Origin of the sequence: Streptomyces sp. NPDC052236 (assembly GCF_044548015.1) — a bacterium.
In the GTDB taxonomy this organism is placed as follows: Bacteria; Actinomycetota; Actinomycetes; order Streptomycetales; family Streptomycetaceae; genus Streptomyces.
The window spans coordinates 1-18,446 of record NZ_JBIUBL010000019.1; the positions used below are offsets into that span (position 1 = coordinate 1).

The 18,446-nt window shown below is 67.6% G+C and carries 19 protein-coding genes and 2 pseudogenes; 8 read left to right on the forward strand and 13 right to left on the reverse strand.

Going from position 1 to position 18,446, the window contains the following annotated elements:
- Positions 1-667 precede the first annotated feature (667 nt).
- A complete protein-coding gene (locus ACIHCQ_RS27765) occupies positions 668-2,134 on the reverse strand; it encodes a regulator (protein ID WP_399667833.1) in 1,467 nt (488 codons plus the stop codon).
- 273 nt (positions 2,135-2,407) lie between these two features.
- Here ACIHCQ_RS27765 and lipB point away from each other — a divergent pair, with 273 nt between their 5' ends.
- The 4 genes from lipB to ACIHCQ_RS27785 all read left to right on the forward strand — a co-directional run bounded on the left by lipB (position 2,408) and on the right by ACIHCQ_RS27785 (position 5,540).
- Positions 2,408-3,202, forward strand: a complete 795-nt coding sequence (gene lipB / locus ACIHCQ_RS27770; protein WP_399668254.1) for a lipoyl(octanoyl) transferase LipB — start codon at positions 2,408-2,410, stop codon at positions 3,200-3,202.
- A gap of 113 nt (positions 3,203-3,315) precedes the next feature.
- Complete coding sequence (gene lipA, locus ACIHCQ_RS27775) at positions 3,316-4,281, forward strand: lipoyl synthase (RefSeq protein ID WP_399667836.1); 966 nt, start codon at positions 3,316-3,318, stop codon at positions 4,279-4,281.
- A gap of 322 nt (positions 4,282-4,603) precedes the next feature.
- Positions 4,604-4,822, forward strand: a complete 219-nt coding sequence (locus tag ACIHCQ_RS27780) for a hypothetical protein (RefSeq protein WP_399667839.1) — start codon at positions 4,604-4,606, stop codon at positions 4,820-4,822.
- A 10-nt stretch (positions 4,823-4,832) separates the two neighbouring features.
- Positions 4,833-5,540, forward strand: a complete 708-nt coding sequence (locus ACIHCQ_RS27785) for a DUF4191 domain-containing protein (RefSeq protein ID WP_399667842.1) — start codon at positions 4,833-4,835, stop codon at positions 5,538-5,540.
- 93 nt (positions 5,541-5,633) lie between these two features.
- Here ACIHCQ_RS27785 and ACIHCQ_RS27790 read toward each other — a convergent pair whose 3' ends face one another.
- Positions 5,634-6,101 carry an RDD family protein gene (locus ACIHCQ_RS27790; RefSeq protein WP_399667845.1) on the reverse strand — a complete coding sequence of 156 codons (468 nt, stop codon included), beginning with the start codon at positions 6,099-6,101 and terminating at the stop codon, positions 5,634-5,636.
- A 219-nt stretch (positions 6,102-6,320) separates the two neighbouring features.
- Here ACIHCQ_RS27790 and glnA point away from each other — a divergent pair, with 219 nt between their 5' ends.
- On the forward strand, positions 6,321-7,730 hold the full coding sequence (glnA, locus tag ACIHCQ_RS27795) for a type I glutamate--ammonia ligase (RefSeq protein WP_399667848.1): 1,410 nt from the start codon (positions 6,321-6,323) through the stop codon (positions 7,728-7,730).
- A gap of 452 nt (positions 7,731-8,182) precedes the next feature.
- Here glnA and ACIHCQ_RS27800 read toward each other — a convergent pair.
- Positions 8,183-8,377, reverse strand: a pseudogene (locus ACIHCQ_RS27800) (secretion protein); the annotation flags it as partial.
- Between the two features lie 243 nt (positions 8,378-8,620).
- On the opposite strand from ACIHCQ_RS27800, the gene ACIHCQ_RS27805 reads away from it, so the two are divergent.
- The 3 genes from ACIHCQ_RS27805 to ACIHCQ_RS27815 all read left to right on the forward strand — a co-directional run bounded on the left by ACIHCQ_RS27805 (position 8,621) and on the right by ACIHCQ_RS27815 (position 10,825).
- A complete protein-coding gene (locus ACIHCQ_RS27805; RefSeq protein ID WP_399667851.1) occupies positions 8,621-9,301 on the forward strand; it encodes a hypothetical protein in 681 nt (226 codons plus the stop codon).
- A gap of 366 nt (positions 9,302-9,667) precedes the next feature.
- Complete coding sequence (locus tag ACIHCQ_RS27810) at positions 9,668-10,480, forward strand: hypothetical protein (protein WP_399667854.1); 813 nt, start codon at positions 9,668-9,670, stop codon at positions 10,478-10,480.
- A 123-nt stretch (positions 10,481-10,603) separates the two neighbouring features.
- Positions 10,604-10,825 carry a hypothetical protein gene (locus tag ACIHCQ_RS27815; RefSeq protein ID WP_399667857.1) on the forward strand — a complete coding sequence of 74 codons (222 nt, stop codon included), beginning with the start codon at positions 10,604-10,606 and terminating at the stop codon, positions 10,823-10,825.
- Positions 10,826-11,669: 844 nt separating this feature from the next.
- Here ACIHCQ_RS27815 and ACIHCQ_RS27820 read toward each other — a convergent pair.
- From ACIHCQ_RS27820 to ACIHCQ_RS27865, 10 genes and pseudogenes are all read right to left on the reverse strand, one after another.
- Positions 11,670-13,061, reverse strand: coding sequence for a hypothetical protein (locus tag ACIHCQ_RS27820; RefSeq protein WP_399668284.1), 1,392 nt, complete (start codon positions 13,059-13,061; stop codon positions 11,670-11,672).
- A 380-nt stretch (positions 13,062-13,441) separates the two neighbouring features.
- Positions 13,442-13,525, reverse strand: a pseudogene (locus ACIHCQ_RS27825) (hypothetical protein); the annotation flags it as partial.
- A gap of 149 nt (positions 13,526-13,674) precedes the next feature.
- On the reverse strand, positions 13,675-13,821 hold the full coding sequence (locus ACIHCQ_RS27830; protein ID WP_399667861.1) for a hypothetical protein: 147 nt from the start codon (positions 13,819-13,821) through the stop codon (positions 13,675-13,677).
- Positions 13,822-13,886: 65 nt separating this feature from the next.
- Positions 13,887-15,056 carry an ATP-grasp peptide maturase system methyltransferase gene (gene tgmC / locus ACIHCQ_RS27835; protein WP_399667864.1) on the reverse strand — a complete coding sequence of 390 codons (1,170 nt, stop codon included), beginning with the start codon at positions 15,054-15,056 and terminating at the stop codon, positions 13,887-13,889.
- On the reverse strand, positions 15,053-16,018 hold the full coding sequence (tgmB, locus tag ACIHCQ_RS27840) for an ATP-grasp ribosomal peptide maturase (RefSeq protein ID WP_399667866.1): 966 nt from the start codon (positions 16,016-16,018) through the stop codon (positions 15,053-15,055). The genes tgmC and tgmB overlap by 4 nt, the downstream gene beginning before the upstream one ends.
- Positions 16,018-16,278 (reverse strand): putative ATP-grasp-modified RiPP, encoded by a 261-nt coding sequence (gene tgmA, locus ACIHCQ_RS27845; RefSeq protein ID WP_399667869.1) that lies wholly within the window; start codon positions 16,276-16,278, stop codon positions 16,018-16,020. Before tgmA ends, tgmB begins: the two co-directional genes overlap by 1 nt.
- 56 nt (positions 16,279-16,334) lie before the next feature.
- On the reverse strand, positions 16,335-16,502 hold the full coding sequence (locus ACIHCQ_RS27850) for a hypothetical protein (RefSeq protein ID WP_399667872.1): 168 nt from the start codon (positions 16,500-16,502) through the stop codon (positions 16,335-16,337).
- Between the two features lie 238 nt (positions 16,503-16,740).
- Entirely contained in the window at positions 16,741-17,331 is a 591-nt protein-coding gene (locus tag ACIHCQ_RS27855) for a hypothetical protein (RefSeq protein ID WP_399667875.1), read from the reverse strand.
- Positions 17,332-17,353: 22 nt separating this feature from the next.
- The gene (locus ACIHCQ_RS27860; RefSeq protein WP_399667877.1) at positions 17,354-17,914 is read right to left on the reverse strand and encodes a DUF6415 family natural product biosynthesis protein; all 561 of its coding nucleotides are present in this window, start codon (positions 17,912-17,914) and stop codon (positions 17,354-17,356) included.
- Positions 17,914-18,330: an ATP-binding protein gene (locus ACIHCQ_RS27865; RefSeq protein ID WP_399668257.1), complete on the reverse strand. Its 417-nt coding sequence runs from the start codon at positions 18,328-18,330 to the stop codon at positions 17,914-17,916. Before ACIHCQ_RS27865 ends, ACIHCQ_RS27860 begins: the two co-directional genes overlap by 1 nt.
- Positions 18,331-18,446 lie beyond the last annotated feature (116 nt).

Here is an 18,446-nt window from a genome sequence, read left to right on the forward strand (position 1 = left end):
CGGGCTCTGGCGGTTCGCCGGGGAAACCCACCACCGGGGAGCAACCACCGACGCCCCCGGCCCACGTTCATCCGATGCTGGTCACTTCCGCGTTGGGGCTCGTGTTCTGGACTGCGCCGCATCCGATGTGCGGCTCCGCCGCGTGGTCACCGCGCTTCGCGCGAGCTGCGCCGCGTTACGTCCAGAACGCGCCCGCTGCGCGTCCCTCGCCCCCCGGGGACCCCGGGCACTCCGTGGTTGCCCCGCAGGCGGGTGCGGCGCTGACCGGGGACCTGCGGGGCAGGTTCTGGCATTCGCCGGGGAAACCCACCACCGGGGAGCAACCACCGACGCCCCCGGCCCACGTTCATCCGATGCTGGTCACTTCCGCGTTGGGGCTCGTGTTCTGCGACTGCGCGCGTCCCCCGCGCACCTGGAACCCGGGGCCACCCGGGGGCGCACAGGGCGGGTGCGGCGCTGACCGGGGAGCTGCGCGGCCAGTTCTGGGTCGGCGAAGCCGCTGGAACGCGGGGCGTCAGCCGTGAAGGTCCGCCCGGCAGGGCGGGGTTGCGCCTGTCCTCCGCGGCGAAGCCGCCGGAGCACGGGGGTGCGGGGGCGTCAGCCCCCACGTAACCCTCCCCCGCCCCCAGTTACGGGAAAGGGCGGGGTGGGGGAAGCCACTGCGCCCTCAGCCCAGCGCTGCCACCCGGTCGCGATAAGTCCGTACCGCCGCCGCGTCCCGATACGGCTCCAGCCGCCGCTCGAAGTCCCGTACGTACTCCACCGCCCGCGCCGACCGCATCTCCGACGCCTGCAGCGCCGCCTCCGCCCCCAGCGCGCACGCCTGATCCAGCTCCCCCATGCCCAGCCGGGCAGACGCCAGCACCACCCGGCAGAAGAGGCGGCTGCGCGCCAGTGCCGGCGCGTGCAGCTGGAGCGAGCGTTCCGCGTGCTGTGCCGCCGAGCGGTACTGCTGCAGGTCCCGGTGGCAGTGCCCGAACTCGTCCGCCAGCTGCGCCTCGTCGAAGAAGCGCGCCCAGTGCGGTACGTCGTCCCCCGGCCGTGCCATCTCCATCGCCCGCTCCGCCCGCACCAGCGAGGCCGTGCACGCCCGTGCCTCGCCCAGCACACCGTGCCCGCGCGCCTCGACCGAGTGCAGCAGCGCCTGCACCACCGGCGGCGCCGACGCGCCCACCCCCTGCTGGGCCACGCGCGTCAGCTGCACCGCCTCCCGCCCGTGCCCCAGGTAGATGGCCTGGCGGCTCATGGTGACCAGCACATACGAGCCGTACGCCCGGTCGCCCGCCGCCTGGGAGAGCCGTAGCGCCTGGACGAAGTAGCGCTGCGCCAGACCGTGCGCCGCGATGTCGTACGAGGTCCAGCCGGCCAGCCGGGTCAGATCCGCCGTAGCCGCGAACAGCCGCCGCCCGGTCACCTCGCCGTACACGCCACGCATCATCGGCTCGACCTCGTGCTCCAGATAACGCACCAGCGCCTGTCTGGCGTGCCCGCCGCCGTACGCGTGGTCGACCGTGCGGAACAGCTCACCGACCGACCGCAGCGCGGCGATATCGCCGCTGGAGACCCGCTGCCCCGGGCCCCGGTCCGTCCCGCGCTGCCGCGCCACGGAGGCCACGGAGGCCACGGACGGCGGCCTGCACTGCGCGGGCACCCTGGCGACCCCGTTCTGGGCCGCCTCACCCCGGCCGACCCGCTCGTCCGCCCGCCCGATCAGCCAGTCTCTGCTCGGCACCACCAGGCCCGCCGGGGTGAACGCGATCTTGCGGAGCTCCGCGTGGCTGCCGGAGTCCTTGCGCCACAGGCCGCCGACGATGTCCACGGCCTCTTCGGGCGAGGCCGCGAATTCCAGGCCCGCGTAGACGGGGGCGCAGGCGTCCAGGCCCAGGTCCTGGGCCGAGAACCGGCGGCCCAGCCGCCGGGTGAACACCTCGGCGATCAGGGCCGGCGTCGTACCACGCGGCTGCTGGCCGCGCAGCCAGCGCGTCACCGAGGTTTTGTCGTACCGCAGATCGAGGCCATGCTCAAGGCCGAGCTGGTCCACTCTTCGGGCGAGGCCCGCGTTGGAGAATCCCGCTTCCGCGATGAGCGCGGCGAGCTGTCGGTTGGGGGTGCGCTGTGGGGGTCGTTCCGTCATCAGCTGTGCGGTCTCCTGCCTTCCGGGCCGGGAGCAGCCCTCACTGGAACGGCGCGAATTTAGCGGTCCCTGCCCAGCGGGCCGACGCCTTCGCCCTGCGTTCATCCGATCGTGTGAGGATCGGGGACCCCGCTGACGAACATCGCCGAGCCGGCGCCCCGGCAGCACCTGGCCGGTCGCCGATCCGGGAGCCGCCGTACAGTGGCATGGCGCGAATAAGTGCATGGTGCATGGTGAAGGTCCTAGGGAGGCACAGCCGTGGAGAGCGAGCTCGTGAATGAGCTGCGGTTCGTCCCACTGGGGTTCGGCGGGGAAGCCGTCGCGTACGAGGAGGCGTGGCAGAAGCAGCGCGAGGTCCACGCCGCCCGTTTCGCGGACGAGATCCCGGACACCTGTCTGCTCCTTGAGCACCCGCCCGTCTACACGGCGGGACGCCGCACCCAGGACAGCGAACGCCCCCTGGACGGCACCCCCGTCATCGACGTGGACCGCGGCGGCAAGATCACCTGGCACGGCCCGGGTCAGCTGGTCGGCTACCCGATCCTGAAGCTGCCGCGCCCGGTGGACGTCATCGCGCATGTGCGCCGTATCGAGGACGCCCTCATCCGTACGGCCGCGGACTTCGGCGTGGAGACGAGCCGGGTGGAGGGGCGCAGCGGTGTGTGGGTGCTGGGCGACCCGGTCGAGGAGCGTCCGGCGATCGGCGGACTCTCGCTCGACCTCGACCCGCGGCTTCAGGACGAGGAGTTCGACGCCCGGATGAACGGCCCGGAGTACGCCCCCTCCAACGCCGGCCAGCGCCGCGAGGACCGCAAGCTCGCGGCGATCGGCATCCGTATCGCCAAGGGCGTCTCGATGCACGGCTTCGCGCTCAATGTGAACCCGGACAACACCTGGTTCGACCGGATCGTGCCGTGCGGCATCAGGGACGCGGGCGTGACGTCACTCAGTTACGAGCTGGGCCGCGAGATCACGATCGCCGAGGTGCTTCCGGTGGCCGAGAAGCACCTGCGGGACGTACTGGAGAGCGCCGACCTGCGACCGCGTGTCGTCGGGGCCGCCGGGTAGGGAATGGGCCCCTCTGGCCATCGGTTGGCCAGACGTAAGGCCACAGAAATAGCGGGCGTACGCTGGTGTGCGCCGCGGAATCGAATGCCGCGAGAGCAGAAAGGGGCGCCGACGTGTCCGCTGTCGCACCCGACGGACGCAAGATGCTGCGCCTGGAGGTCCGGAACAGCCAGACCCCCATCGAGCGCAAGCCCGAGTGGATCAAGACCCGGGCGAAGATGGGCCCCGAGTACACGCAGATGCAGAAACTCGTGAAGAGCGAGGGTTTGCACACCGTGTGCCAGGAGGCCGGCTGTCCGAATATCTACGAATGCTGGGAGGACCGCGAGGCGACCTTCCTCATCGGTGGCGACCAGTGCACCCGGCGCTGCGACTTCTGCCAGATCGACACGGGCAAGCCCGCCGAGCTCGATCGCGACGAGCCGCGGCGCGTGGGGGAGTCCGTCGTCACGATGGACCTGAACTACGCCACGATCACGGGCGTCGCACGCGACGACCTGGAGGACGGCGGGGCCTGGCTGTACGCGGAGACGGTGCGCCGGATCCACACGATGACGTCGGAGCGCGAGGCGGGTGGCACGAAAGTCGAGCTGCTCATCCCCGACTTCAACGCGGTGCCGGAGCAGCTGGCCGAGGTCTTCTCCTCGCGCCCGGAGGTGCTCGCGCACAACGTCGAGACGGTGCCCCGGATATTCAAGCGGATCCGTCCCGGTTTCCGGTACGAGCGTTCGCTCGATGTCATCACGCGGGCTCGCGAGGCCGGCCTGATCACCAAGTCGAACCTGATCCTGGGGATGGGCGAGGAGCGCGCAGAGGTCAGCGAGGCGCTGCGCGACCTGCACGAGGCGGGCTGTGAGCTGATCACGATCACGCAGTACCTGCGTCCTTCGGTACGGCACCACCCGGTCGAGCGCTGGGTGAAGCCGCACGAGTTCGTGGAGCTGAAGGAGGAGGCCGAGGAGATCGGCTTCTCCGGCGTGATGTCGGGTCCGCTGGTCCGTTCCTCGTACCGCGCGGGCCGGCTGTACCAGCAGGCGATGGAGCGACGGGGCGCGGTGGCTGCCCAGCAAACTGTGTGAATTCAGGCACAAGTAACTACCGAGCAGTAGTGGGCGTTGTGCGCGGCTCGTACCCTCCCCGCAGGTGGGGGAGGTGTACGGGCCGCGTCGCCGTTTGGGTGCAGGGCAAAAAGGTTTCATCGGTGTTTGACCGGTCGGTCATGCCCTGGTAACACCAATCAGTGACAGTGGCTTTACGCACGGCACGCGCCGCCCCCCGCACCGCAGCGTGGCGCGTAACCCGGCGCACTGTGTTTCGTCGTTTCGTCGTTTCGTCCCACCGCCCCACCGCCCCACCCCATTCGTCTCATCGTCGACGCTCGCCCCGAGGGGGACCTCCACCATGCAGGCTGCGCCGGTTCGTCCCGTAAGTGCCACCGCCATCCCATCCGTCACTGATGCCCTGCGCGCCATGGAGTCTCTGCTCCTGGGCAGCGGGCAGCGCACCGCCCGCCGGAACGCGTGGACGGCGGTCCTCGAAGACCGGCGCCGGGCCAAGGACCGGGTCGAGGCACAGCACGTACTGGAGGCCGTGGCCGAGCGCACTTCCCAGGCCACGTAAACTTCCTTGTATGGCGAGGAAGGCAAACACAGACAGCACTGACGACGCTGCGAACACCGGGCGACTGAAGCAGATCGCTCTGACCTACAAGATGACCCGAAAGGCCGACTCAAAGGTCGGTCTTGTACTCGCGGCTGTGGGAATCGTCACCTTCGGTGTCTTCCTCGCGATCGGCTTCTTGATCGACCACCCCATCTATCTGGGCATCCTTGGCTTCCTGCTGGCCTTCCTCGCGATGGCGATCGTCTTCGGACGCCGCGCCGAGCGGGCGGCCTTCGGGCAGATGGAGGGACAGCCGGGCGCGGCTGCGGCTGTGCTGCAGAACGTGGGCCGCGGCTGGTCCACGACCCCTGCGGTGGCGATGAACCGCAGCCAGGACGTGGTGCACAGGGCGGTCGGCAAGGCGGGCATCGTACTGGTGGCGGAGGGCAACCCGAACCGGTTGAAGTCTCTGCTGGCGGCCGAGAAGAAGCGGATGGCGCGCATCGTGGTGGACGTGCCGGTGCACGACATCATTGTCGGGGACGGCGAGGGTCAGGTGCCGCTGAAGAAGGTGCGCACCACGATGATGAAGCTGCCGCGGGTACTCACGGGGCCGCAGGTCACGGCGGCGAATGACCGCTTGCGGGCGATGGGTGACCTGATGAGCAATATGCCGCTGCCGAAGGGTCCGATGCCGAAGGGTATGAGGATGCCGCGCGGCGGAAAGATGCGCTGATCCACGCAGGACACAACACGCAGGACACAACATGAAGAGGCGGCCGGGACGATGGTGTCCCGGCCGCCTCTTTTCTTGTTCTCTTGCTCTTGCTCAGAGCCGTACTTGTATGGCGCGGGCGAGGCGGTCGTGCAGCCCGCGCCCGTCGCGGTCCCAGATGAGGGCCGGGATGGCGAGGCAGAGCAGCGCGCTGCGCAAGATGACGCGCAGGGCTCCCAGCCGCCCGCCGCCCTCGGCGATGACGCGCAGCCCGAAGATCCGCTTGCCCGGAGTGAAGCCGACTGTGCCCACGGTGACGATGCTCAGTACGAGGAAGGTGCCGAGGGCCCAGTTTCCGGCGACCTGCCCGTCACGTTGCGCGAGCAGCCCGTATGCGATCAGGAGGCACAGCCCCCAGTCGATGAAGAGGGCGCCGAAGCGCCGCCCGAGGGGTGCGGCGGAGCCGGGCCCCTCCTCCGGGAGCCCCAGGCCCTCACCCCGGTAGCCGAAGTCGACGCCCATGTCCTCGGCCGCCGCGCGGGGCCCGGAAAGCCACGATCCAATTGCTTGCCTCTTGTCCACCCGTATACGGTACTGCGCTGGGTTCGACCTGGGGCGGCGCGGGTGCTTGACTCGGTTTTGACCCCCGGCACCCCCGGACCCGGTTAACTTCCGCGAAACAAATGGGTCATGCTGGAGAAATCCTGGCTGCCTAAGGTCGGGACCAGCGTGTGCCACCGCACTGGCCGCACGATCGAGCTGCAACCCCGCCCCTCCCGGGTCGGGAGTAGGAGGAGTTGGATGTTCCAGAACGCCGACGACGCGAAGAAGTTCATCGCCGACGAGGACGTGAAGTTCGTCGATGTCCGGTTCTGCGACCTGCCTGGTGTAATGCAGCACTTCACCATCCCGGCAGCGGTGTTCGATCCGGACAGTGAGCTCGCATTCGACGGCTCGTCGATCCGCGGCTTCCAGGCCATCCACGAGTCCGACATGGCGCTCCGTGCGGACCTGTCGACGGCGCGTGTCGACCCGTTCCGCAAGGACAAGACGGTAAACATCAACTTCTTCATCCACGACCCGATCACGGGCGAGCAGTACAGCCGTGACCCGCGGAACGTGGCCAAGAAGGCGGAGGCGTACCTCGCCTCGACGGGTGTCGCCGACACGGCGTACTTCGGCCCCGAGGCCGAGTTCTACGTGTTCGACAATGTGCGCTTCCAGACCTCCGCGAACGAGTCCTTCTACCACATCGACTCCGAGGCCGGCGCCTGGAACACCGGTGCGGTCGAGAACAACCGCGGCTACAAGGTCCGCTACAAGGGCGGCTACTTCCCGGCCCCGCCGGTCGACCACTTCGCCGACCTGCGCGCCGAGATCTCCCTGGAGCTGGACAAGAACGGCCTCCAGGTCGAGCGCCAGCACCACGAGGTGGGCACGGCGGGCCAGGCGGAGATCAACTACAAGTACAACACGCTGCTGGCGGCGGCGGACGACCTGATGCTCTTCAAGTACATCGTGAAGAACGTCGCGTGGCGCAACGGCAAGACGGCGACCTTCATGCCGAAGCCGATCTTCGGCGACAACGGCTCGGGTATGCACGTACACCAGTCGCTGTGGCAGGGCGGCGTGCCGCTGTTCTACGACGAGCAGGGTTACGCGGGCCTGTCGGACATCGCGCGCTACTACATCGGCGGCATCCTGAAGCACGCGCCGTCGCTGCTGGCGTTCACGAACCCGACGGTGAACTCGTACCACCGCCTGGTGCCCGGCTTCGAGGCCCCGGTCAACCTGGTGTACTCGCAGCGCAACCGCTCGGCGGCGATGCGTATCCCGATCACGGGGTCGAACCCGAAGGCGAAGCGCGTGGAGTTCCGCGCGCCGGACCCGTCGTCGAACCCGTACCTGGCATTCTCGGCGCTGCTGCTCGCGGGCCTCGACGGCGTCAAGAACAAGATCGAGCCGGCGGAGCCGATCGACAAGGACCTCTACGAGCTGGCCCCGGACGAGCACGCGAGCGTCCCGCAGGTGCCGACCTCGCTCCCGGCGGTGCTGGAGGCGCTGGAGGCGGACAACGAGTACCTGCTGGCGGGCGGGGTCTTCACGCCGGACCTGATCGAGACGTGGATCGACTACAAGCGGACGAACGAAATCGCCCCGATCCAGCTGCGGCCGCACCCGCACGAGTTCGAGCTGTACTTCGACATCTAAGAGGCGGGGTCGGGCGACCTGGGTGGAAGCCCTGCAAACAGGCCGTGACCTGCGAAAACTCTTCTCAGTAGTTCTCACTGTCACCGCTTGCTTTCCGCCCGCTTGTGCACCGAGTGTGCACCGCCCGGCCAATCCTCTGACTTGGTGTCAGAAACGACAGCGAGGGCCGCTACCCCAGAGTCGGGGTAGCGGCCCTCGCTGGCTCATCCAGGCTCTGTGCGGCGGCAGCCTTCTTGGTCTCCTAGTAACAGGCCAGGTCGGCTACCTGCAGTGATACTTACTGAAGGTTGCTGACCTGGCCTTTTGTAGTTTACTGGCGGTGGCCCGCGATGTTCCTGATCGGGTGGCCTGCGGACTCTGTGCGGACTGGAGCGGCCCTGTGCCCTCCAGGTCGGGTCATGACCACCTTGCTACTGATGGGGATCGTGCTTCCCCCGGTCCCGCCCAACCGTCAACCCTGCCGCGTCCCGCTCCAGCACGTGGATCCGACGATCCGCCGCTGCCCGCCACGGCCCCGCACGAGATGGAGCACCACCGAGAGCACCGCCGCCAACTGGCTATGCAGCGCCGCCCGGTCCAGTCCCGCGCCGTACCCAGCGCCTCCAGCCGCGCTGGCACGTTCCCCGCCGCATGGCGTGCACGGTCCCTTCTCTGAACTATCCGGAGGCGTCCCCATGAGGCCCTTTTCTCGTATTAGCTACGGCGAATGGACATGTAGCGCTGTGTGACGCACTGGGCTTGGCCTTTACTGCGCCTGCGTCTGACCTTCGGTCCTACCCGGACTCGGTAGCGTGGTCACTGGCCCCGTACTCCTCGTGAGAGGACTGCAATGCCCGAGCCCCCTAGGCTACGACCTTTTCGGCGAACCGTACTTCGTAGATCCCGAGGCCGTGCCGGAGCCTGATCGGCTGCCTGAGTTCACCCGCGAGACCCTGCCCCGCAACTTCAGGACATGGCAGCAGATCTCCGACGCGGGCTTGGAGCCTGTCGGTCCGCCTGTCGGGTTGCTGGTCTGGACGCCGCGGAATGCGTATTCCTCGAAGAATGCCAAGGTCTATGACGCATCCAGGGCCAGGGTGCCCGGCCCTCGCGATCCCGACATCTTCGACCTCTGCGAGGAGTTCGACGGGCTCGATCAGGAAATTCTGGTCCTGGCTCAGTGGTCGCAATGGGCGCCCCTGGCCAAAGCGGAGGTGCCGCGGATGCCGGGCGTCTACCTCGCCAGGCGGGGCCCGGTCGGCCCGCTCGTCTATGTCGGTAGAGCAGGTGAACGTAAGGGAGAAGGGCTACACGGTCGGCTGCGGCGCTACACCAGCGGTAAAGCGCTGGCATCCGGGCTCGGCGAGGCGGTGTTCGACCGGGCGCTGGCCGACCCCGAATGGCTGCGCGAACGCTTGGTGGAGGTGGAATGCGGACGGCCAATGCGGGCGACGGAATGGGGTAAGGCTGACCTGGCTTGGGCGGACGTTCATGTCTGCTGGGTGGTCACCGAGAGCGGTAAGGCGGCCGAAGCCCTGGAGAAGAAGGTGCTGGCGCTGGAGAGCGTGGATTGGTGGAACCGCGCCCGCTGACTTCGGCTCTCGAACAGCGAACAGCGGTTGGTGCTGTAGCGCCAGGGCACCTGCGGACGTGACCGCCGGGGCCCTGGCCGCTTCGGGGTCAGGGCCCCGCAGGGAACAGTCTGTGCAGACGTCGGCAAACATGCCCGGCGGGCCCCGTTACTACTTGCTGCAGTAATAGCGGATTTACTGCGGCGGGGACTCTAGGGTGGTCGCTGCCGCCTGCGGTGAGTACGTCCAGCCGCCGACGCCGAGGTCTACGCATTTACCGCGACAGGAGGCGGACCGGTTGCGGTTCGTGTTCTTGACGACAGCGCACGGACGGCCCGCGCCGCCGTACCCCGTGCAGACCTCGGCCCGCTGCACGCTTACGGGGCCATGATCGTTCCGCAGGAAGCGATCGCCCCGTACGCGGGGCGACTGGCGGCCCTCCGTACGTACTTGGAGCTGCCGCCGAAGACCGAATTCAAATGGGCGACGGACGGCGGGCCGATGCACAAGCAGTGGGACAAACAGCGCGAGGCACGCCAGCAGATGCTGCAAGACGCGCTCGACCTTGGGATCACCGCAGTGGTGGTCGTCTGTGCGACGGACCGGATGCCGGATTCCTGGAGCGAGCAAAAGATCAAGCTGGAGATGCTCACCTATCTGTACGAGCGCGTCTCGATGGTCCTCGACACGGCGGGTGACAGCGGGGTCCTCATCGCCGACCAGCCGCCCGGCGGCCGGGTCGACGAGAAGCGGTGGCTGGCGGAGACCCTCGACCTCACCAAGAACGGCACCCAGTACATCGACGCCAACCCCAACCGGATCGTCTTGCCGGTACTGACTACTCGGTCTGACCATGTCGACTTGCTGCAGCTGGCCGACCTGGTAACTGCGGCCACGACCGCGCTCGTCGCCGGCAGTCCGCATGCCGCGCCCTATCGGGACCTGGTCTTTAGCCTGCTGGCGAAGAACTGGCTGGAGGGCAAAGGCGGTACCGGGCTCAAGCTGGTCCCGGACGCGGACCACAGCCCGCACAATCTGCGCAACCCCTTCTATTGGGTGTTCGGTGAGAAGTGGTTCACCAGGGTCTCCCAGTTCGGCGGCATGCTCCTGCCTCACCGCTTCTGGGCGTACGCCACCGACGACGGCCTCGGGAACACTCTCCCGCCGGACCATCCGTACGCGAAGAAGGACAGCGCATGAGCCTTGATAGCGTCACGCCCATGCTGGCCGCCACCATTCCCAGGGCGGGACGGGCGATGCCGCCCTCCCCACCCGGGCCTGCCGCCTCTCCTCGCCGAACTCGCCGCGGCGCGGGCGGACGAGATGAACGCCGACACCGTGAACCGCGAGCTGTCCATCGCGCGGAAGGTAATCGGCTGGTGGCTTGCCGCAGGCTGGATCGCCAGGGACTTCACTATTGGGATTGAGCGCCGCCCAGCGCCACCGGACCACACCAAGGCGGTGGCCAAGAACCAGATTGAGGCCCTGTGGCGGCTGAACGCCGCGGTGCGGGAGAAGGCGTTTTGGAAGATGCTTTGCCAGTAGGCCGCACGGGTCGGCGAGGTGCTGTGCCTAGATGTGGAGGACTTGCTCACTGCGGAAGCGCGGGAAGAGCGGTGCCAAGGGGGACGCCATCGAGTGGATTCACTGGCAGTCCGGCACCGCCCAGCTGCTGCCCCGGCGCATCGCTGGCCCTACCCGGGGCGCGCTGTTCCTCACTGGTCGCAAGACGCCAGCACGTACCCCACCTCAGACGTCTGCCCGGTCACGGGGAAGGCCCGGCTCCCCCACCAGCGCGCGGAAGAGAAGGAGAGCACCCGACTACTCGCCAACCCCCTCGCCCGGCCCGAGGACGTCGACGAGTAGGAGGGCTGGACGCTGCACCGACTCCGCCACAGCGCGCTGACGCACGACGAGGAGGACGGCACCTCCACGCCGATGCTGCTGGCCTGCTTCCGGCACGCCTCCGTACGATCCGTGGAACGGTACACCCTGCCTGACGTCGACTTGCCTCCCGCGACCCGGCCGCCCGCCGCAGGCGCTGACCGCCGCGGATCTTCTTCATGTCGGCGTTCAGCTCCTTGTCGACCTTCCGCTCGCTCCGGGTGTTGATCTTCAGCCCGCCGGTCCGAGCCCGCCATTTTCGGGGACGGACCCGTGGGTTCGAGGTGAACACTCGAAGTCGGTTTCGAGGTCGATCTGGAGAAACTTGAGTATGTCGGTGAGTTTTGAGCCCGAAGCCGTCGCCCCAGGCGCACGCCGACTTCGCCGCCCTCCAAAGCCGACGAACTCCCGGGCCGGCGTACGGCCTCCAGTTCACGGTCAACGGCCGAAGCGCCAGGGAAACTTCCTTCCGCGCAAGATTCCGACTAAGCAGTGATCTTGGATATCAGGCCGACCTGGAGTATGACGCGAAAAAAGCATCGACCGGTTCAATGATGCTCGTGCGTCGAACCGTGTCGGAAAGCATCGCTTCATCGGCAAGGTTAGGGATGTCCTGGGCGTCGCTTGTTGCCAGGATCAGCCAGCGCAACAGGGTCTGCGACGCCACTTCGCGCAGATCGCCGAGGGAGACACGGCCCGTCAAGTCGTCGCCGTGAACGTACTTGGAACGTTCTGTGTAGGCATCCTTGACGAGCTTGGCGACTTTCTGGCGCTGTTCGTCGGCTTGCCAGAGGGTGGCAGCTCGGTAGGCGACCTTGCGACTCAGGTCAAGGTTGTTCTCATCAGCGAGAAGTGCCTCCATGGCGATGACATATTGCAGGAGTACCTCCTCGGTTTCGTCTTCGGGGACTCGCTTGGTCATGACACCGCCGTAGGTGCGGTGCGTTGCCCGGACGAGATGCTTGGAGGCTCTGGTCAACCGTCGAGCACGCTTCTTGCCCGCTTTGCCGCTACCAGCGAGCACCTCCTCCAGGCGGTGGTTGACCGTTTGACAAAAGGCTGCGAACCGCTCAAGTTCAGACTCCTCAACGCGATACGAGCCGGATTCGAACTCATCGCGATCTACGTACTCCCCGGCATCCTCGTCGTATTCATAGGTGTTCACGACGATCGGCTGCCCGTAGTCCAAGCGGACGCGGCGCCCACGCTCTACTTTGTAAAGTGCCTGCACCCGGGTGAGTTCTGGTGACCAGAGGAGAAGAGGGAGCATCGGTTTCCAGTGGAGCAACTCTTCGCGCGACCGCATATCCCACTGCGGTTCCATCCCCCACTGCGCCAATGGGCGCTCGGGATTCAAGCGGTGCAGGAAGGGGGCTCCCGCCAAGGACTGGGCGGGGAAACGCTGGTTGGGCAACGACGCTTGTGCCGCAGGCAGCGGCTGTAGCCGGTTTAGTTCGTCTGCAGTGAAGGTCTGCAGGTTGTACTCACCGATAGAGACTTGGGTCACCGCCGGGAAGTTGGCCTCAAGGAGAAGCCAATCCTCCGAGACAGGCTTCGGGCCGGTGCAGAACCGGGCGAAATCTGCGGCCAGCTCATCGAGAGAGACAGTCGCACCTGCATCGATTGCATGGACAGCCGATGCGAGGCCACTGACGTCCAATAGCACCGCATCATTGATGATCGGTGGGCTCTCGCGTTTCTCCTCGGGCCAAAAGTACAGGTCGCCCCGAACGCCAGGAGGCACAGCGGCTGCGACGGCGTCACGTACTGGTTCCCAGGCTTCTTGCTCCGCCAAAATCTCCCAGAGAAAGCCCGAGCCATCAGGCGGAAGCCTGTTTTGTGACAAATGCCCCAACCAGTCAAGTGTGGCTTCTCGGATCTCCCTGGACTTAACCATGACGTCACGCTAGCGCCGCGGCCACCGCCAGTCCCTTGATTTATCCCGGCCGGGAGCCCAGCGCCCAGTAGCGGGTGTTGGGCTCGGGGTCGCTGGGGTAGCGGTCGACGGAGCTGCGGATCAGGTAGGGTCACCGGTCGTTGCCGGTGTTCCACAGCAGCCTGCGCATGGTGAGCCGGTAGGAGCAACCGTTCGTACTGGAAGCGGGCCGCGTCGTGTTTGACGACGAGGGGGGAGCCGGTGGCGTACGGCTGCTCGGGGCCGGTGGAGCTGCGAGTAGGCGCCTGGTGCGGGTTCCGGGCCTGCTCGTAGTCGCCCCAGCGTCGCCAGATGGCCTTCCCGGCGTTCAAAGCTTCGTCGGTGAGCCGTGCGAACTCCTCGCTTGGCTTGTGGCGGCCGGACTCCAAGTGGCTGACACACGACGAGTCGAAGCCCAGGGCTCGGGCCAACGTCCTCTGGGACATGCCGCGTACTTCCCGCCAGCGCGCCAGCTCAGCCGCGCAGTCCTCGGCCGCCTCCTCAACGGTGAAATCCTTGCCCTCTACGTCCGTCGAAGGCCGAACCCCGCGTCATGGTCAGCGAGCATGAATGAACCGTGAGTGAACCAAGTTCATCATGCCGTCACAGCCCGTGTCGCCGCTTTCCTTCCCTCACCGACCCGGATCGACCCGTCCGGGTAGGTGAGGGAGGCGACGCTCGATGCGCGGGCTGTCTTCGCGTCATGGCGCTCCGCCCAGTTCGACAGCGGCTCGTCGTCCATTGCGCTTCCCTACGGCTCGGCGGTTGTTCTCTCAGGAGGGTAGCGATCCTCGCCGGTCCTGGCGGTCAGGCGAGGGGGTGCTGCCAGCGCAGTGCCGGGTTGTCGCCGATCCAGTACGTGTGGGCCTCTGCGGTGATGTGGAGCTGTACGGCGGTGATGTCCGGGCTCCCGGCGTCCTGCCATGCGGTGAGCGCCTGCTCGATGTCGTCCCACAGGGCCACGGGGCCGCCCTGCCGGACGGTCCAGTCGTCGCCGTCAGAGGTGAATTCGGCGAATGACTCGCGCTCCGGATCGAACACGTACAGCAGCTGGGCGCCGTCACTCGTCACGGCGCGGACGAACTGCGCGCCGGGCGCGGCAAGCTGCGCGAGGAAGGCCGGCATCCACTCCCCCAGTACGACGGGCAGCACCTTTGTCTGCCGCTCACTGTCGGCGTAGGCCGTGCGTGCGGACAGGTCACCGGCCACCGGCACCACGGCCTGGGACCTTGCCTGCATGAACGAGGAGCGGCCGATGATTCGGCCCTCGGCGGTGCCGTCCTCGCCGACGGTGACCTTCGCGAGGCCGGTGCCGTAGGACCATGCGCCGCCGACGGTGGCCAGGATGGTCCCGCCGGGCTTGGTCTGCCTGATCCAGGTGTAGGGGATACGGCGGACGGCGCAGGTGGCGATCACTCGGTCGTACGGAGCACGACGCGGGTGTCCAAGCAGCCCGTCCCCGGTCACGGTCCATGTCGAGAACCCGGCTGTTTCCAGCGCGGCATCCGCACGGGCCGCCACCGCCGGGTCCACCTCGATCGTCGTGACGTTGTCTTCGCCGAGGCGGTGGCACATCAGCGCGGAGGAGTAGCCGGTACCTGTGCCGATCTCCAGCACGCGGTGCCCGTCCTCCACGTCCAGGTGCTCGATCATGTCGACGACGGTGACCGGAGTGGTGGACGAAGAGGTGGGCGAGCCCGCGACGAGATCAGTGGTCTGGTCCGCGGTCAGGTGTCCGTCGAGCTGGGTGCCCAGGGACCGGTCGCTGTAGGCGATCTGCGCCCACTCCGCCGGGTCGGCTCCTACTGCGGTGACCGGCCGCCATCGGCCGCCGTCCACGGGCAGGAAGACTCCGGGGTTCAGGAAGAGCTCGCGGGGTACGGCCTCCACCGCGGCTCGCCACTGGGGTGTTTTGAGGACGCCGGCCTTCTCCAGCCGGTCGGCGAGAGCCCGCCGCTCGGGCGCTGTATCGGTCATGGGAAGTCTCCTCGTGTCAGCAGGTCAGCGAATGCGGCGGACATCTTCAGTCCGGTGTGCTCCTCCAGCCAGCCCCATTGGCCGTTCGGATTCAGTTCCAGCCACCAGTAGTCACCCGCCCGGTCGACAGCGAGGTCAAAGCTCCCGGACGCCAGCCTGAAGTGGTCCAGGTAGGCAAGAAGTGCCCTGTCCACGTGGTCGGGCAGGTCTACCACGGTGTAGGAGAGGGCGGAGTAGTCCTTGCGCCAGTCCAGCAGGCCGGAGTCGATCCGTACGGCGAACACTTGCCGACCGACCACGAGCACCCGCACGTCGGCGACTTTGTCCACGCGGGCCTGGAACAGGTGCGGCGTCACACGCACGCTGTCATCGATCTCGGCAGCCGTGACCGGCTCCGCCCACCCGGTCACCGGAACACCGTCTCGCTCGTACGGTGTCCACCGCAGCGTCTTGTAGATCACCTGACCGTGAGCGGTGATGAATTCGCGGGCCTCAACCGGATCGTTGGTCACGAGCGTCGGTGGGACGGTAAGGCCGAGGCGCTGGGCAAGGGCGAGTTGAGCGGGCTTGTAGTCAGCGGCTGCGTTGCGGAGTGGGTGATTGACCCACAGCGGACCGTCGAGGGCGTACAGCGTTCCTCCGAGCCCGTAGCGGACCTGCGCAGCCGCGAACCGCGCATCGTCGTCGCCCAGGTGCTGGAAGGTGGGCCAGACGGGGCGGCGCCAGTACACCGCCCGTAAGCGGGCCAGGTCGGTGGTTCTCGACGGGGTACGGACCTGCCCGGCCACAGGGGCCGGGCAGGTGCCGAACCGAGCCGAGACCGTCAGGTCCGCACCGATGTCAGCGGGGTTGAACCTGACCACCGGCACACTTCGCCGGTTGAGTTCGGTGATCACCATGTCGGCAGTGATGTCGTCCGTCTCGGTGGCCACCAGGACCGGCCTCTTGTCGGTCGCGTTCATCAGTCCTGCTGGCTGTCCTGGTCGTGGCCCTGGTCGGGCGCGGAGTCGGTGTTCGTGTTCGTGGAGGTCTCGGTGCCGGAGCTGGTGCCGTGCTTGCCCATCTCGACCACCTGGCCCAGGCGGTCGCGGAACACGCCGACCTGTGTCTCGGAGTCGATGGTGACCGTGGTGTGAGGGCGGTGCACGGTGGTCGGGTACGGCGCGAGTCGGCCGACACCCCACGGGCGGGCAGGGCTGAGCTGCGTAGCAGGAGTAGTCACGAAAGCTCCTCAGAGTCGGTTTCGAGTGGACTGATGGGGTGGCGCTGTCGGTGCGGTTAGGCGAGGAGCACGGCGTACGCGCCGAGCGGCTCGGCGGTGTCGCCGTCGCCCTGGTGGGCCTTGCCGCCGGCGGCGCCGTTTTCGTCCGGCTCCTCGGCGATCTCGATGTCGCTCTCGACGACCTCGGGCTTTTCCGTCTCGGTCGTCTCGGTGATCGCGGGCATCGCGCGACCTCCTTTCTCTCGTCGGTCCCGGCCCGGCTGAGCTCGGGGTGGCCCGTCCGTCCGTCACTACGGAGCGGGCATCCGCCATCGGTTGGGCTGCCCGGCAGTGATTGGTAACCAGCGCCCCGGGAAGTCCCCGCCGATGGCGGAAGTCTTGGTCAGGCGGTTCGGCCGCCGACGATCACCGCGACCGTGATCACCCGGACGACGACCGCCGCGACGAACTGCGCTGCCCGGCTCATGGGAGGTCAACGACCGTGACTTTGCGCAGCTCGCGCACGAGCTGGGAGGCCAGCACGGCGTTCAGACTTTCGTCTCCGTACTTGAGCCAGGGAATCGAGGCGTCGGCTTGCCAGCCGTCCTCGGTCAACCGGTAGTGAACTCCGGACACACCCCAGAGGCGAGGCAGCTTGACGCGGAGCGGGACGAAGCGGTCAGAGTACGGGCACTCCTCCACCGCGACCCGCGCATCCTTCTCGCACAGCGGAGGCATGTTGGTGAGCGAACCCTCCGGCCACGTCGGCGGGTCCAGCGGCATCAGCCAGTCCAGGAAGAGCCAGCCGTACGCGTTTCGGCTCGCGGGCTCCCCACACACCTGGCACAGCAGGTCGTACATGCACTCACGCTGGCGCTCGGAATTCATCGCGTCGTAGATCGGCCTTCCCCTGCGGGAAGTGCGCTCGGCACGCGCCCAGAGGACCCCGCCTCGGTCACGGTCGCCGGGCAGCGGCACCCTGTACGCGAGTCGCGGCGTCGGAGTGAACTGGATCGTCAAGTTGCCCTCGGGCCTGCCCCGCTCGTCGTCGTAGGCAACGACGAACTGTGTCACGGTCGGTCTGGAGATCATCTTTCTAGGCACTGAGCGGCTCCTCCGACTCGGCCGTGGAGGCGGTTCCCCAGCCCTCACGGGTTAACAGGGCCAAGAGGTCGCGCGCCGTTTGAGCCGCGTGCCTGGCGCTCTTCCGGGACGGCCGGTACTTCTCGTCGGTCAGGGCCCGCGCTCGCCTGACCATCTCGCCGACCACTACCCGACCCAGGTCCAACTGCGCCTCCGCCTCCTGCGCAAGGGCGGACAGGTAGCCCTGAAGCGTGAGCACGGTCGCGTCGAGCTCACCGTCCTGTGCCTTGTCCAGGTGGCTACTGAGCACGTAGTCCGCCGTCTGCTGGATGGCCTCGGCCGTGATGGGCGCTGGTCCACTGCCCCGCTCCTCGACCTGCTGGCGCCGCATCGCGTCGAGGAACCGCCGGAGGAGGTCGGTGTCCGGCTGGACCTCCTCCGACACGGCGAACCCGCGCTCGGGAAGGGCGTGCCCCCAGGCGGAGCCAGACTCACGGGGGTCGGCGGACCCGCGAAGCGCAAGGCCGCGGGGAACGAGGGAGAAGGACGCCCGCCGCTTGGCGTGTCTGGCCATCAAGCGCTCCCCTCGGTGCGGAGCTCGGCCCAAACGACCTTGCCCCATCCGCGGTAGTCAACGCCCCAGTCGTCCGCCACGCTGCCAACGAGCAGCAGACCGCGACCGGCTTCTGCTTCCACACTCGGCGTTGCCATAGCAGGCTTGGAACGAGACTTGTCGGATACAGCCACCCGGACTCGGCCCCCTGTAGGGCGATCCACGCTGACGCGCACCTGGTGGCAACGACTGTGCTGTACAGCGTTGGCTACCAGCTCGGAAACGATGAGCTGCCCATCATCGATCAGGTGGCTGAGTTGCCACGTGATCAGGGCGGCGCTGACCAACAGTCGAGCTTGGCCCGCGGATTTCGCCTCACACGGCAGCGTCTCGCTGTAGCCAGGGGAACCGATGGCGTTGGGCCTAGTGGCGATCATGGTCACGAGGTCTTCCCTCCCGGGACGGGCTCTCCTCCATGCCGCCGAGGGGGCGGGGGAATCTCTCCTCCTCGGTGGCTGTACCGAGTCAACGACCAGTCACGCAGCGGAACCAG

Coding starts and splice junctions, on each gene's coding strand:
- ACIHCQ_RS27765 (WP_399667833.1), bottom strand. CDS start 2,134: ATGACGGAACGACCCCCACAGCGCACCCCCAACCGACAGCTCGCCGCG.
- ACIHCQ_RS27850 (WP_399667872.1), bottom strand. CDS start 16,502: ATGCCCGCGATCACCGAGACGACCGAGACGGAAAAGCCCGAGGTCGTC.
- ACIHCQ_RS27810 (WP_399667854.1), top strand. CDS start 9,668: ATGATCGTTCCGCAGGAAGCGATCGCCCCGTACGCGGGGCGACTGGCG.
- ACIHCQ_RS27865 (WP_399668257.1), bottom strand. CDS start 18,330: ATGATCGCCACTAGGCCCAACGCCATCGGTTCCCCTGGCTACAGCGAG.
- ACIHCQ_RS27820 (WP_399668284.1), bottom strand. CDS start 13,061: ATGGTTAAGTCCAGGGAGATCCGAGAAGCCACACTTGACTGGTTGGGG.
- ACIHCQ_RS27860 (WP_399667877.1), bottom strand. CDS start 17,914: ATGGCCAGACACGCCAAGCGGCGGGCGTCCTTCTCCCTCGTTCCCCGC.
- glnA (WP_399667848.1), top strand. CDS start 6,321: ATGTTCCAGAACGCCGACGACGCGAAGAAGTTCATCGCCGACGAGGAC.
- ACIHCQ_RS27785 (WP_399667842.1), top strand. CDS start 4,833: ATGGCGAGGAAGGCAAACACAGACAGCACTGACGACGCTGCGAACACC.
- tgmC (WP_399667864.1), bottom strand. CDS start 15,056: ATGACCGATACAGCGCCCGAGCGGCGGGCTCTCGCCGACCGGCTGGAG.
- ACIHCQ_RS27815 (WP_399667857.1), top strand. CDS start 10,604: ATGAACGCCGACACCGTGAACCGCGAGCTGTCCATCGCGCGGAAGGTA.
- ACIHCQ_RS27780 (WP_399667839.1), top strand. CDS start 4,604: ATGCAGGCTGCGCCGGTTCGTCCCGTAAGTGCCACCGCCATCCCATCC.
- tgmB (WP_399667866.1), bottom strand. CDS start 16,018: ATGAACGCGACCGACAAGAGGCCGGTCCTGGTGGCCACCGAGACGGAC.
- ACIHCQ_RS27830 (WP_399667861.1), bottom strand. CDS start 13,821: ATGGACGACGAGCCGCTGTCGAACTGGGCGGAGCGCCATGACGCGAAG.